The organism is Nonomuraea marmarensis, assembly GCF_043197025.1.
GTDB classification, from domain to species: Bacteria; Actinomycetota; Actinomycetes; order Streptosporangiales; family Streptosporangiaceae; genus Nonomuraea; species Nonomuraea marmarensis.
Window position 1 is genome coordinate 86,863 of record NZ_JBICRM010000032.1, and the last position, 13,717, is coordinate 100,579.

The following is a 13,717-nucleotide window of genomic DNA, read 5'->3' on the forward strand; positions in this document are numbered from 1 at the left end:
TCCTAGCCCTTGACGGCGCCGGCCATCAGGCCGGACTTCAGTCGCCGCTGAATGATTGCGAAGAAGATCAGGCTCGGGATCGTCGCCATGAGCGACGCCGCGGCCAGCGGGCCGAGCCTGGCCACGCCCTCGGGGCCGGTGAACCTCACCAGCGTGAGCGGGAGCGTCATGACGTCGGGGTCCTGCAGGATCACGAGCGCGAACATGAACTCGTTCCAGGACGAGATGAAGGCGAACAGCAACGTGGCCACCACGCCCGGCCCCAGCAGCGGCGCGACCACGCTGGCGATCGAGCGCAGCCGCGTCGCGCCGTCCACGGCCGCCGCCTCCTCCAGCTCGGGCGGCACCGCGCGCACGTACCCCTGCAACATCCACAACGCGAACGGCAGCGTGAACGTCACGTGCACGACCACCAGCCCCGGCAACGTGTTCACCAGTTCCAGATCACGCAGGATCATGAAGAGCGGGATGATGATCAGAATGAACGGGAACACCTGGCTGACCAGCACCCACCCGATCGCGACCCGGTTGAGCAGGCTGCGGTAGCGCGCCATCGCGTAGGAGGCGGGCAACGAGATCAGCACCGTGATCAGGCTGCTGAACAGCGCCACGACCAGGCTGCGCGCCGCCGCGCCGACCAGGTCCTGCTCGCCGAACGCGTCGGCGAAGTTGGCCAGCGTCGGCTCGCGCGGGATCCACGTCGGGTCCGCCAGCGCCATCTCCTGCGGCGTCTTCAGCGCCGTCGACAGCAGCCACACCAGCGGAAAGGCCAGGAAGACGATGTACGCGACCAGCGCGACGTACTGCGGGACGCGTCTCATCGGGTCTCCCTCATCTGCCGCCACAGGTACAGCGCGAGCACCGCGAGCACGACGATCGCCATGGCCAGGCCCAGCATCGAGGCGTAACCGGCGAACCTGTACCGGAACGCCTCCTCGTAGGCGAACAACATCGGCAACTTGGTCTGCCCGCCGGGACCGCCCTGGGTAAGCACGTAGACCAGGCCGAACTGGTTGATGTTCCACACGAAGTCGAGCGACGTGATCGCCACGATCACCGGCCGGAGCTGCGGCAACGTGATGTTCCAGAACCGCCGCCAACTCCCCGCGCCGTCCATCTCACCGGCTTCGTACAGCTCCTTGGGCACGCCCTGCAGGCCCGCCAGCAGCACCACCGTGGTCTGCGGCATGCCGGTCCAGACGCCGACCACGATGATCGCGGGCAGCGCGAGGGAGAAGTCGGCCAGCCAGTTGATGTTCGTGCCGAGCAGGTCGTTCAGGATGCCCGCGTCCGGGTGGTACACGAGCTTCCACATCAGCCCGATGACCACCGGCGGCATGGCCCACGGCACCACCGCCAGCACCCTGGCCACGCCCCTGAACCACAACCTCTCGTTCAGCAGCAGCGCGAGCCCGAGCGCGGCGAGGAACTGCAGCACGGTCACGGAGACCGCCCAGATCGCGCCGATCCTGAACGAGGACCAGAACTCGTCGTCGCCCAGCAGCTGGCCGAGGTTCTCCAGGCCGACGAAGCTCGTCTCGTGGACGCGGGTGTTGCGGGCGTCGGTGAACGCCAGCCCGATGCCGTACAGCAGCGGGCCGACGCTGAACAGCAGCACCGGCACCAGCGCGGGCAACATGAGCAGCCACATCTCGCGCGTCTGGCGCGAGATCCCGCGGCGCCTGGCCCGCGGCCGGCGCGGCGGCGCCGGCCTCGTCACGGTCGCCGTCACGAGCCGCTCTCCTTCTCGTCTGTACGGAACCCGGCGGCCGATTCGCCCACCGTGGAGGCCCGCACCACGAGGCGGGGCGGCACGGTGACCAGCCGGGGCTCCCGCTCCCCACCCTGCAACCGGTCGAGCAGCAACTCGGCGGCCGCCTTGCCACGCTCGGCCGACCCGAGCGAGACGCTGGTCAACGACGGCCACGAGGCCGCGGCCAGGTCGGTGTCGTCCATGCCGGCCACCGCCACGTCGTCGGGCACCCGCCGACCGGCCGCCCGCAGCACGTCGAGCGCGCCGAGCGCGATCAGGTCGTTGGCGCACATGAGCGCGTCCACGTCGGGGACCCTGGCGAGCAGCTCCGCCACCGCGCGGCCCCCTTCCGCGCGGTAGAAGTCGCCGATCTGCACCAGGCCCTCGTCGTAGGGCAGGCCGAGGTCACCGAGCGCCTCCCGGTAAGCGGCCCCGCGAGCGGCACCGGGAACGGTGTCGAGCGGGCCGTTGACCAGGCCGATCCGGCGGCGGCCGAGCGAGTAGAGGTGATCGACGGCCAGCCTGACACCGGTACGCGAGTCGGCCCGTACGTTGTCCACCCGCGTCCCCTCCGGAACCGAGCCGATGATCACGACGGGAGCCCTGGCAGCGGCCAGCATCTCGAGATGAGCCTCGGTGACCCGCAGCGGGCTCATGATCAGCCCGTCCACGTAACGCTCGCCGAGGCTGTGCAGGACGTCGATCTCGTCGGCCGCGACGGCGTCGGTGGAGTGCAGCACGAGCCGGTATCCCGCGGCCTTCAGCACCGGCTGGATCTCGCGCAGCATGGCCAGGTAGGCGGGGTTGCCGACGTCCGCCATGGCGAAGGCCACCTGGTGGGTGCGGCGCGACTTGAGCGACCTGGCCACGGCGTTGCGCACGTAGCCGAGCTCGTCGGCAGCGGCCATCACCTTGCGCACGGTCTCCTGCCTGGTCGGCAGGCCGTTCAGGACCCGCGAGACGGAGGCGATCGAGACACCGGCGCGCTCGGCGATCGTGTTGATCGTGGGTCCGTCGGCCAAGGCTGTCCTTCCAGGTTGGGTAAACGTTTACGATCAGCCATCTGTAAACGTTTACCGCGTGTGGCACATGAAACCTGGATGTAACTTGCAGGTCAAGTCACGATCGCATAACACCAGGTCAGCATACATAGACGCAAATTTCCGGCAGCCCACCAACCGCACGAGGCGGGCCGCCGGAGAGGTTCAGTCGCGCGCCGGCGCGGGCTCCGCGGCGACGGGCGCGGGGGCGGAGAGGTGGAGCAGCGAGCGGATGGCCGGGGAACCGGCGAGCGCGACCACGGCGGCCAGCACGGCCGGGATGATCAGCGCGACCGGCAACGACGACGCCTCGGCCACGTACCCCAGCACGGCGGGGCCGAGCAGCAACCCGCTGTACCCGAACGCCGTCACCATCGCCAGCGCCCGCCCCACCCGGCCGCCCGCCGCCCCCACCGCGCTGAACAGCACGGGCACCACCGTGGCCAGGCCCACCCCGGCCAGCGCCCACCCCGCCCACGCGCACACCACCCGCAGCGACTCCCCGGCCAGCGGTGAGGCGAGGACCAGCACGTACCCGGCGGTGGCGAACAGCCCGGCGAGCTGGATGGTGCGTACGGACCCGAGCCTGGCCCTGATCGGATCCCCGAGCAGCCGCACGGTCGTCATCGCCACGGAGAAGATCGTGTAGGCCAGCGGCGCCATCGCGGGATCGGTCTCCAGCACCCAGCGGGCGTGCAGCGCGGCCCAGTCGATGGCCGCCCCCTCGCTCAGATGCCCGGCGAACGCGGCCAGCCCGAGCAGCGCGATCAGCCCCCACCGCAACGAAGCCCCCGGCTTGGCCCCGGCGTCCACGGACGACTCGTGCTCGGGCGGGTCGGGAAGGAGCAACCGAGCCGCCGGAACGTACAGGAACGGCACCACCACCGCCGCCACGATCAGCAGCACCTGCGGGTCCAGCCGTGCCTGCAGGACGAGCGAGGTGATCCCGCCACCGGCCGCCCCGCCCAGGCTCCACGTCCCGTGGAAGGCCGAGATGATCGGCCGGCCGTAGCGGCGCTCGACCTCGACGGAGTGGGCGTTCATGGCGACCTCGGTGACGCCCAGCCCGATCCCGAACACCACCGCCAGGACCGCCAGCGCCCAGTACGAGGGCGCGAGCGCGGGCCCGAGCAGCACCAGGCCGGAGAAGGGCCCGGCGATCCAGCACACCCTCCGGCTCGAGAACCTGTCCACGACCGGCCCCGCCACCAGCATCGACACCAGCGCCCCGCCCGAGATCAGCAGCAGCACGCTACCGAGCCGGGCGGGGCCGAGACCGAGCCGGTCGTTCAGCGACGGCAGCCCGGCCGCCCACAAACCCATCACCAAACCGGCGAGGAAGAAGAACCCGAAAACCGCGGCACGAGCACGTCTGGCATCAATGAGGCTTTTGTTCACGGCTAGAGCATAAACTGTGTTCCGTGAATGGAGCCACAACCAGCGGCGAGCTTCGCGCGCACAACCGGGTCAGGCTGCTGCGGGCCGTACACGACTGCGGGGCCGCCCGCACCAGGTCGCAGCTGACCCGCGACCTGCGCCTGGCGAGGGGCACGGCGTCGGTGCTCGTCGCCGGGCTGTCGGAGGACGAGCTGCTGCACGAGGAGCCCGCTCCGGAGCACGCGCGGGGCCGGCCCACGCAGGTGCCGGGGCCGCATCCGCGCGGACCCCTCGCGCTGGCCGTGGACGTGCGCGAGGACGCCTGGGAGCTGGCGGCGTGCGAGCTCGGCGGCCGGGTCACCGTGCTCGACGTCCGCCCGCACGACGGCACCCCCCAAGGCGCGCTCGGCCCCCTGGGCGAGGCCGTCGCCGCACACGAGCAGCGCCTCGGACACCGGGTGGCAGGGGTCGGAGTGGCGCTCGCGGGCCCGGTACGGCACGGCGGCCTCGTGGACATCCCGCACCTGGGCTGGCGCTCGGTGAACGTGCCCGCCCTGCTCGGCCTGGACATGCCGATCGTGGGCAACGACACCGCGTTCGCGGCGCTGGCCGAGGCGCGGCGCGGGCGGCTCCAAGGGATCCAGGTCGGGTTGCACCTGCACGTGGACTTCGACCTCGGCGGCGTCCTGGTCGTGGACGGCAGACCGCTGGGCGGCGCGAGCGGCACGGGCGCCGAGTTCGGCCACATGCCGCTCACCGGCAGCGACAGGCCCTGCCCGTGCGGGGCGATCGGCTGCTGGAGCATGGACGTCGGCGCGAACGCCCTGCTGCGCCACGTCGGCCTCGCCCACGGCGGCGGCCGGGGCCGCGAGCAGGCCGAGCACGTGCTCGCCACCAGCGAGGAGGCGGTCGCGGCCAACGCCGCCGCGCTCGGACGCGGCATAGCGGCCCTCGTGAACGCCCACGACCCCGAGGCCGTGACGCTGTCGGGCCACGGCGTGGAGCTGTACGAGCGAGCGGCGGCGGCCCTGCATCGAGCCTGCGAGCCCGGCCTCATGGCGATCCGCCGCGACCAGCCGCCCAGGATCGAGGGCTCGGCCCTGGGCTGGCGCGGCGCGCTGCTCGGCGCCATGGAGTCGATCTTCGACGCCTTCCTCACCCCGGAGGGCCTCGACCGGTGGCGCGAAAGCCACCCTGACCAGGGCCGCGACACGCCCGAACGGCAAAATGTGACGCATTCCACGTTGAAGGGACAAAACCCGATATAACCCGCACTCTTCCCTGGGAGATGCAAGCGATCTCCCGGGCTCTCTCAACGCCCCGCACGCATGAAGCGTCCAATGGGCGAAAGAATCTTGAGCCGAGGGGCGAACCCGTGAATCTCGAACTCGCGCTCCGCATGACGGAAGCGGCCATGAAGCAGGCGGCCCGCGAAGGCGCGTCGATCTCCGTCGCGGTCGTGGACGAGGGCGGGCATCCGGTGTCTTTCCAGCGTATGGAGGGTGCGGAGATCGCGGGGCCGGTGCTCGCGCAGGGCAAGGCGTACACCTCGGTGGCCCTGCGCAGGTCCACCGAGGACCTGGCCGAGCTGACCGCCCCGGGCGGGGAGCTGTTCGGGCTGGCCGGGGACCGATTCCTGTGTTTCGGAGGTGGCATCCCCCTCTGGGCGGACTACGGTGAGGGAGAGCGCGTGGTCGGTGGCGTGGGGGTCAGCGGAGGCACGATCACGCAGGACGTGAGGTGCGCGGAAGCGGCCGCGTCGGTGTGGCGGACACGTTGAGCGGGCGCTTTCCGCAACACGAACCGCTGGTATCCGCCATGATTAGCCACTGCACCACGGGTAACAGGACCCGAACGTAAAACTCCCCGAGGAGAGAACAGAGATGGCACTTCCCACTCTCACCCCCGAGCAGCGTCAAGCGGCGCTGGCCAAGGCAGCCGAGGCCCGTGCCGCCCGCACGGCCCTGCTCGGCAAGGTCAAGGCCGGTGAGCTGACGTTCGCGCAGCTGCTGGAGCGCGATGACGACATCGCGAAGAAGATCAAGGTGTCCCAGGCGCTCCGCGCCGTCAAGGGCGTCGGTCCGGCCAAGGCCACCGCGCTGATGGAGGAGGCGGGCGTCGACGAGAAGCGCCGCCTCGGCGGCCTGGGCGCCCAGCAGCGCAAGAAGCTGGTCGACGCGCTCGGCTAGACCCGAGCGGCCAGGTCCGCGCGCACGCCGCGCGGACCGGCCAGCGACCCTCGCAGGCCGAGGAGGGACCGGAGAGCGGAGCCGCCCCGCTCACCGGCGGGCCGGGCCGAGGGACCCGAACTGAACAGAGTCAGGAACGCAGGTAGGTCAGCACGGCGAGCACCCGGCGATGCTGGTCGCTGTCCTCCGCGTAGAGGCCGAGCTTGTTGAAGATGCTCCTGATGTGCTTCTCCACGGCTCCGTCACTGATCACGAGCTGCCGCCCGATGGCCGGATTCGACTTCCCCTCGGCCATCAGCCCGAGCACCTCGCGCTCCCGCGGCGTCAGCTGAGCCAGCGGGTCGTCCTTGCGCCTGCGCACCATCAACTGGGACACCACCTGCGGATCGAACACGGTCCCGCCCGCGGCCACCCGCCGCAGGCCCTCGAGGAACTCCTCGACGTCGACGACCCGGTCCTTCAGCAGGTAACCCACCGCGCCACGGGCGTCGGCGAGCAGGTCATCGGCGTAGGAGACCTCGACGTACTGCGACAGGATCAGCACGGGCGCCCCCGGCACCCTGCGCCGCGCCTCGACGGCCGCTTTGAGCCCCTCGTCGGTGAACGACGGCGGCATGCGCACGTCGACCACCGACACGTCGGGCTTGTGCTCGGCGATCGCCTGGACGAGGGCGTCGCCGTCACCGACGGTCGCGACCACCTCGCAGCCGAACTCCTCCAGCAGCCTGACCAGGCCCTCCCTGATCAGGACCGCGTCATCGGCCACGACTACGCGCACGGCACCTCCGCCACGATCAATGTGGGCCCGCCGTCCGGCGACTGCACGGCCAGCTCCCCGTCAACGGCGCGGAGCCGGTCGGCCAGCCCGGCGAGACCATGTCCCTTGGCGACGTGTGCGCCGCCGACCCCATCATCCCCGATCGTGAGCATGAGGACGTCGCCGATGCGGATGAGCTGGACCGTGCAGACGGTGGCGCGGCTGTGTTTGGCCACGTTCGTGAGGGTCTCGGCGCAGACGAAGTAGATCGCGTTCTCGACGGCGGCCTGGTAGCGCTCGACGGTCTGCACGTCCAGGTCCACGGGTATGGTGCAGCGCCCGGCCAGGGCGGCCAGTGCGGGCGCGAGGCCGCGGTCGGACAGGATGGGCGGGGCGATGCCACGCGAGAGCGCGCGCAGCTCGTCGAGCGTCTCGCGGGTGGCGGTGATAGCCGACTTGATCGTGGCCTGGGCCGCGTCCGGGTCCTTGGCCATCTGCCGCTGCGCCCTGGACAACTCCATGGCCAGCGAGACGAGCCGCTGCTGCGGGCCGTCGTGGATGTCGCGCTCCAGCTTGCGCAGCGCGTTGGCCTCGGCGGACACGGCCGCGGCCCGGCCCTCGGCCAGGTCGTCGATGCGCTCCTGCAGCTCGGCCACGCCGGTCAGCAGCGCCCGGCCGAGCCCGGCCCTGATCAGCGCGGCCCCGCGCACCATGAACGGCATGATCAACGCGAAGACCAGGCCGACCGAGACGTAGAAGACAGAGTTGACGAAGTAGCCGTCGCCCAGGCCGAGCAGTTCGGGCAGCTCCATGTTGCCGGGGATCTGCGAGGTGACGATGCCGTACAGCGGCCAGGTCAGCCCGGCGATGGGCACGCACCAGAACACCACGGTGAGCACGAACGAGATGATCGCGAACGGGAAGACCAGGATGCCGTGCAGCAGGTCGAGCCAGGACTGCCCGCTCGTCATCGGGTTGACGATTCGGCGGAACCGACCGGCGCCCGACGGCGCGGGCCGGTAGCGCGGGCGTACGGGCGGGCGCTTGAGCACATCGGACAACCAGCCGCGCTCCGCGTCCGCGAAGCCCCGCGCGATCATCAGGGTGCCGGCCAGCAGCGGCACGCCTACCCACACGACCGCGGTGCCCAGGCCCGCGGAGAAGCCCGCGATCAGGAGCACGAAGCCGATCACGGCCGTGGGGAAGCCGACCAGCGTGTAACGGGTGTCGAGAAGGACACGCCTCATCAGGGAGCGCATGGCTTACACGGTATGGCCGCACCCAGCCCCGAGACGAGTAGGTGCGCCGGTGTGCGGGGGTAGGGCCAGCCCTACCAGACGGGGTGGTGCGAACTGACCGCAAGAGGGCGGCTCGCGGCAATGTGCGCGAACGCCCTGGAAGGGAGCCTTGAGCCATCCGTTCCCTGTGAATCGAGGCTCCCCCATGACCGTCCTGCTGGACCGCCCCGTCGCCGCGACCGTGGAGCGCGCGGCAGGCGCGCGCACGACGGTGCGGGACCCGTTCATCGACCTGCTGCGCGTGTTCGGCATGGCGCTCATCGTGTTCCAGCACTGGACGATCCCGGTCCTGACCTACGACGGCGACCGGCTCACCACCGGGAACGCGCTGTCGACTCCCGGAGTGTGGGTGGTGACCTGGATCAGCCAGGTGATGCCGCTGGTGTTCTTCGCGGGCGGCGCGGCCAACGCGATCAGCTTCGGCAGGTCGGCCAAGCCGGCGCAGCAGTGGCTGAGCGCACGGCTGCGCCGGCTGGCCTGGCCGCTGCTGCCGCTGGCCGCGGTGTGGATCCCGCTCCCCCACATCCTGCTCACGCTGGGCGTGCCCGCCCAGCCACTCGAGGTCGGGGCGCGGCTGACCGGGCAGTTGCTCTGGTTCCTCGCCGTCTACCTGATCGCCGTCACGGCCACCCCGTACGCGCTGCGCCTGCACGAGCGGTACGGCGTGCGGGTCCCCGCCGCGCTGGCGGCCGGGGCGGTGCTGACGGACGTGGTGCGGTTCTCGACCGGGTTCGAGGTCGTGGGCTACCTGAACGTGGTGTTCGTCTGGCTGGCCGTGCACCAGCTCGGCTTCTTCTACGCCGAAGGCCGGATGAAGGGCGCCTGGGCGTTGGCGCTCGGCGGGTTCGGGACGGCGGCGCTGCTGGTGGCGTTCGGGCCCTATCCGGGCAGCATGATCGGGCTGCCGGGCGCCGAGATGTCGAACATGTGCCCGCCCACCCTCGCCATGCTGGCCGTCGGCGCCGGGCAGATCGGTCTGGCCACGCTGCTGCGGCCCTGGTTGCTGCGGCTGCGGACGGGCCGGTTGCTGGCCTGGGCGGGGCCGCGGATCATGACGGTGTACCTGTGGCACATGCCGGCCCTGTTCGCGGTGTCCGGGGTGGTGGTGGTCCTGCTGGGGATCGACACGCCGGTGCCGGGCAGCGCGTTCTGGCTCGTGGGGTGGCCGGTCTGGTTCGGGATGCTCTGCCTGGTCATGTGGCCGCTGCTCAAGGCGTTCACCAGGTTCGAGACGCCGCCGGCGCTGCCGTACGGCAAGGGTGGGTGGGGCTCGATCATCTGCGCGGCGGCGCTGGTCGGCGGCGGGGTGCTGACGCTGACCGTGGGCGGCTTCGCGCCCGGCGGCGGGCCGTTCCTCGCGGTGCTCGCCCTGCTCGGCGGGCTGCTGATGACGGCCCCGCGGGCCCGGGTGTGAGCAGCCTGGCCACGTTCGACGAGACGCCGCCGGGTCTCGGCGAGTGGCGGGCGAAGGCGGATGATCGACACCGTGCTGCTGCAACTCGATCTTCGTTAGCCGAACCGGCTTGACCTGAGATGGCCGTATCCGGTTCGACCACGCGGCAAACTTCGGCAGGATAGAGAGCGTGAGCCTACTCGTTGACCGCCTGCCCGAAGAGATCGACGCTGATCCCGACGCCATCTTCGACGCGTTCGTCGCCTGGAATGCCGAGCGGGGACTCACCCTCTATCCCGCCCAGGAGGAGGCGCTCATCGAGATCGTCTCCGGCAGCAACCTGATCCTTTCCACGCCGACGGGCTCCGGCAAGTCGCTGGTGGCCGCGGGCGCCCACTTCGCCGCGCTGACCAGGGACGTGCGCACCTTCTACACCGCGCCGATCAAGGCGCTGGTGTCGGAGAAGTTCTTCGACCTGTGCGCCGTCTTCGGCACCGAGAACGTCGGCATGATGACCGGCGACGCCAGCGTCAACCCCGGCGCGCCGATCATCTGCTGCACGGCCGAGATCCTGGCCAACGTGGCGCTGCGCGACGGCGCGGCGGCCGACATCGGCCAGGTCGTCATGGACGAGTTCCACTTCTACGCCGAGCCCGACCGCGGGTGGGCGTGGCAGGTGCCGCTGCTGGAGTTGCCCGACGTGCAGTTCATCCTGATGTCGGCCACGCTCGGCGACATGTCGATGTTCGAGCGCGATCTGACCAGGCGCACCGGCCGGCCGACCTCCATGGTCAAGCACTCCGAGCGGCCCGTGCCGCTGGTCTACTCCTACCGGATGACTCCCCTGCACGAGACGCTGGAGGAGATGCTCAGCACCGGGCAGGCGCCGGTCTACGTCGTGCACTTCACGCAGGCCGCCGCGATGGAACGTGCCCAGGCCCTGATGTCCATCAATATGGCGACAAAGGCCGAGAAAGAGGCGATCGCCACCATGATCGGTGGTTTTCGCTTCACGACCAGGTTCGGGCGGGCGCTGTCCAGGCTCGTACGCCACGGGATCGGCGTGCACCACGCCGGGATGCTCCCGAAATACCGGCGGCTGGTCGAGCGGCTGGCCCAGGCGGGCCTGCTGAAGGTCATCTGCGGCACCGACACGCTCGGCGTCGGCGTCAACGTGCCGATCAGGACGGTGCTGTTCACCGCGCTGTCCAAATACGACGGCAACAAGGTGCGGCGGCTGCGGGCCCGCGAGTTCCACCAGATCGCCGGGCGCGCCGGCCGGGCGGGCTTCGACACCATCGGCTACGTCACCTGCCAGGCCCCCGAGCACGACATCGAGAACGCCAAGGCGCTGGCCAAGATCGGCGACGATCCCAAGCGGCGGCGCGGCTACGCGCGCAAGAAGCCGCCGGAGGGGTTCGTGGGCTGGAGCGAGGACACGTTCCAGAAACTCCAGGAGGCGGAGCCGGAGCCGCTGAACTCGCGCTTCAAGGTCAGCAACGCCATGCTGCTCGCCGTCATCAACCGGCCCGGCGACTGCTTCCAGGCGATGAAACACCTGCTGACCGACAACCACGAGGACCGCAAGTGGCAGCGGCGGCACATCAGCCAGGCCATCGCCATCTACCGGTCGCTGCTGGCCGGGGGCATCGTGGAGCAGTTCGCCGAGCCCGACGAGCAGGGCAGGCTGGCCAGGCTGACCATCCGGTTGCAGGAGGACTTCGCGCTCAACCAGGCGCTGTCCACGTTCGCGCTGGCCGCCTTCGACCTGCTCGACCGCGAGTCGCCGTCCTACGCGCTGGACCTGGTCTCGATCGTGGAGTCCATTCTCGACGACCCGCGCCAGATCCTGTCCGCCCAGCTCAAGAAGGCCAGAGGCGAGGCCGTCGCGCAGATGAAGGCCGACGGGATCGAGTACGAGGAGCGGATGGAGCAGCTGGCCGAGGTCATGTACCCGATGCCGCTGGAGGACCTGCTGCTCGGGGCCTACGAGACCTACCGGCGGGGGCATCCGTGGGTGGGCGACTACACGGTCAGCCCGAAGTCCGTGGTGCGCGACATGTTCGAGCGGGCCATGACGTTCGGCGATTACATCCAGTTCTACGAGCTGGCGCGGTCCGAGGGCACGGTGCTGCGTTACCTGGCCGACGCCTACCGCACGTTGTCGCGTACGGTGCCCGAACATCTCAAGACCGACGACCTGGTCGATCTGATCGAGTGGCTCGGCGAGCTGGTCCGGCAGGTCGACTCGTCGCTGATCGACGAGTGGGAGAAGCTGACCAACCCGGCCGCGGCGCTGGAGCAGCACGAGCAGCTCGAAGCCAAGGTGCGCCCGGTCACCGCCAACCCGCGGGCCTTCCGCGTACTGGTGCGCAACGCGATGTTCCGGCTGGTCGAGTTGTGCGCCATCGAGAAGGAGGACGAGCTGGAGGAGCTCGCTCCCGACGTGGACTGGGGTGCGGCGCTGGACGCGTACTACGCCGAGCACGAGGAGATCTTCACCGACGCCGACGCCCGCGGGCCCGCGCTGCTGCGGATCGAGGAGGAGAGCGGGTTGTGGAAGGTGCGGCAGACGGTCAAGGATCCGGCCGGTGACGGCGACTGGGGCATCGCCGCGCAGGTGGATCTGGCGGCGTCCGACGAGGAGGGCCGCGCGGTCCTGCACGTGATCGGGCTCAACCGGCTCTGAGTACGACAAGCCGTGTGCCGGAACGGACTGGCAAGGGCGTCCCGGCACACGCCTGTCGATTCAGTTTCGAACGGAAAACGTCGGAGTCGTGTCATGACCATGTCCCAAGATCGGGACATTTCCTTCAATCAGCAGTTGGCAATGGTGCAGACCTTGGCGAGCATGCGCTTGGCGTCCTTCGTCTGCTGCTGGAAGTCGCCCTTGGCGGGCTTGCCCCATTCGCCGGACACGGTGTAGAGGATCAGGGCGTTCGCGCGGCGGGTCACGATGGCCCGCTCGCCGCCGACGGCCGCCTTCTTGCCCTGGTACGCCTGGCCGGTGACCTTCAGTGCGTTGTCGCCGAGGTCCACCGTGCTGGCGGAGTAGCGGTAGCCGGAGGTGCCGCAGACGCGTACCGCGGCTTGCAGGTCGCGCAGCGCCTTGCCCGCGGCCGCCGGGGATGAATAGAGGATCACCTGCTCCGACTTGGAGTAGTCGGGCACCGCCGTGTAGATGAGCGTCCTGGCCTGCCTGCGCCCGCTCTGGCCCAGCTTGGCCTGCTGGCAGGGGTTGACGACCAGCCTGGCCGCCTTCTTGCCGCTCGCCGACCAGCTCGTCTCCGGGTTGTCGTCCTTCTTGGCGGCGGCTTTCTCGTACAGCAGGAAATTGTTCGGGATGGCGAGCGACGCCACGAGTAACAGTGTTGTGATCATGGGACAAAATGGTAGGGGTGAACAACGAAGAGATGCGGCGCGTCCTCGGGCTGCTTTCGCAGGATGACACGTTACGGACCTTCGCCTCCCTGGTGCTCGGCGACGCCGGCGGGCACTCCCCCAGGGCGCTGCACAAGCTGGCCGCCGGCGGCCTGGCGGCGTGCGACGAGAGCGGGAAGTGGCGGGCCACGCCCGGGCGGTTCCGCGAGCTGCTGCGGGCGCGGGCCGAGCCGGTCGAGGAGCTGAGCGCGGAGGAGCGGGTGCTGCGCACGTTCCTGGTGGACGGGCGGCTGACGACCATGGGGATGAAGCGCGACAAGCGGCTGGTGGTGTTGCGCTACATCGCGCTGGTGTTCGAACCCGGCGTGCGCTATGCGGAGAAGGACGTGAACGTGGCGCTGCGGGCGTTCCACGACGACTATGCGGCGCTGCGCCGTTATCTGGTGGACGAGGGGCTGTTGTCCAGGAAGGACAACGTCTACTGGCGCAGCGGCGGCCACGTGGACGTCTAAAGCGGTACTCCACGCCG

Annotated in this window: 13 protein-coding genes; 6 read left to right on the plus strand and 7 right to left on the minus strand. The window is 70.2% G+C overall.

Features of this window, described 5'->3' with window-relative positions; translation table 11 throughout:
* Positions 1-2: 2 nt before the first annotated feature.
* The 4 genes from ACFLIM_RS37945 to ACFLIM_RS37960 form a co-directional block, all read right to left on the minus strand.
* On the minus strand, positions 3-821 hold the full coding sequence (locus ACFLIM_RS37945; protein ID WP_393173329.1) for a carbohydrate ABC transporter permease: 819 nt from the start codon (positions 819-821) through the stop codon (positions 3-5).
* Entirely contained in the window at positions 818-1,732 is a 915-nt protein-coding gene (locus ACFLIM_RS37950) for a carbohydrate ABC transporter permease (RefSeq protein WP_393173331.1), read from the minus strand. Before ACFLIM_RS37950 ends, ACFLIM_RS37945 begins: the two co-directional genes overlap by 4 nt.
* Positions 1,729-2,775 carry a LacI family DNA-binding transcriptional regulator gene (locus ACFLIM_RS37955; RefSeq protein WP_393173333.1) on the minus strand — a complete coding sequence of 349 codons (1,047 nt, stop codon included), beginning with the start codon at positions 2,773-2,775 and terminating at the stop codon, positions 1,729-1,731. The genes ACFLIM_RS37950 and ACFLIM_RS37955 overlap by 4 nt, the downstream gene beginning before the upstream one ends.
* Positions 2,776-2,958: 183 nt before the next feature.
* Positions 2,959-4,191, minus strand: coding sequence for an MFS transporter (locus ACFLIM_RS37960; RefSeq protein ID WP_393173335.1), 1,233 nt, complete (start codon positions 4,189-4,191; stop codon positions 2,959-2,961).
* A gap of 23 nt (positions 4,192-4,214) precedes the next feature.
* Here ACFLIM_RS37960 and ACFLIM_RS37965 point away from each other — a divergent pair, with 23 nt between their 5' ends.
* The 3 genes from ACFLIM_RS37965 (at position 4,215) to mihF (ending at position 6,359) form a co-directional block, all read left to right on the plus strand.
* Positions 4,215-5,438 carry an ROK family protein gene (locus ACFLIM_RS37965; protein WP_393173337.1) on the plus strand — a complete coding sequence of 408 codons (1,224 nt, stop codon included), beginning with the start codon at positions 4,215-4,217 and terminating at the stop codon, positions 5,436-5,438.
* A gap of 107 nt (positions 5,439-5,545) precedes the next feature.
* Complete coding sequence (locus tag ACFLIM_RS37970; protein WP_393173339.1) at positions 5,546-5,950, plus strand: GlcG/HbpS family heme-binding protein; 405 nt, start codon at positions 5,546-5,548, stop codon at positions 5,948-5,950.
* Positions 5,951-6,053: 103 nt separating this feature from the next.
* Positions 6,054-6,359 (plus strand): integration host factor, actinobacterial type, encoded by a 306-nt coding sequence (gene mihF, locus ACFLIM_RS37975; protein ID WP_138697789.1) that lies wholly within the window; start codon positions 6,054-6,056, stop codon positions 6,357-6,359.
* A gap of 130 nt (positions 6,360-6,489) precedes the next feature.
* Here the strand turns inward: mihF and ACFLIM_RS37980 are convergent, their stop codons facing one another.
* The gene (locus ACFLIM_RS37980; protein ID WP_393173342.1) at positions 6,490-7,137 is read right to left on the minus strand and encodes a response regulator transcription factor; all 648 of its coding nucleotides are present in this window, start codon (positions 7,135-7,137) and stop codon (positions 6,490-6,492) included.
* Positions 7,128-8,375, minus strand: coding sequence for a sensor histidine kinase (locus ACFLIM_RS37985; protein WP_393173344.1), 1,248 nt, complete (start codon positions 8,373-8,375; stop codon positions 7,128-7,130). The genes ACFLIM_RS37980 and ACFLIM_RS37985 overlap by 10 nt, the downstream gene beginning before the upstream one ends.
* Before the next feature lie 184 nt (positions 8,376-8,559).
* On the opposite strand from ACFLIM_RS37985, the gene ACFLIM_RS37990 reads away from it, so the two are divergent.
* Positions 8,560-9,828 carry an acyltransferase family protein gene (locus tag ACFLIM_RS37990; RefSeq protein WP_393173346.1) on the plus strand — a complete coding sequence of 423 codons (1,269 nt, stop codon included), beginning with the start codon at positions 8,560-8,562 and terminating at the stop codon, positions 9,826-9,828.
* Positions 9,829-9,988: 160 nt separating this feature from the next.
* A complete protein-coding gene (locus ACFLIM_RS37995; RefSeq protein ID WP_393173380.1) occupies positions 9,989-12,496 on the plus strand; it encodes a DEAD/DEAH box helicase in 2,508 nt (835 codons plus the stop codon).
* Between the two features lie 128 nt (positions 12,497-12,624).
* On the opposite strand, the gene ACFLIM_RS38000 is transcribed toward ACFLIM_RS37995, so the two are convergent.
* Positions 12,625-13,188 carry a hypothetical protein gene (locus ACFLIM_RS38000; protein WP_393173348.1) on the minus strand — a complete coding sequence of 188 codons (564 nt, stop codon included), beginning with the start codon at positions 13,186-13,188 and terminating at the stop codon, positions 12,625-12,627.
* An 8-nt stretch (positions 13,189-13,196) separates the two neighbouring features.
* On the opposite strand from ACFLIM_RS38000, the gene ACFLIM_RS38005 reads away from it, so the two are divergent.
* Complete coding sequence (locus tag ACFLIM_RS38005; RefSeq protein ID WP_393173350.1) at positions 13,197-13,700, plus strand: DUF2087 domain-containing protein; 504 nt, start codon at positions 13,197-13,199, stop codon at positions 13,698-13,700.
* Positions 13,701-13,717 lie beyond the last annotated feature (17 nt).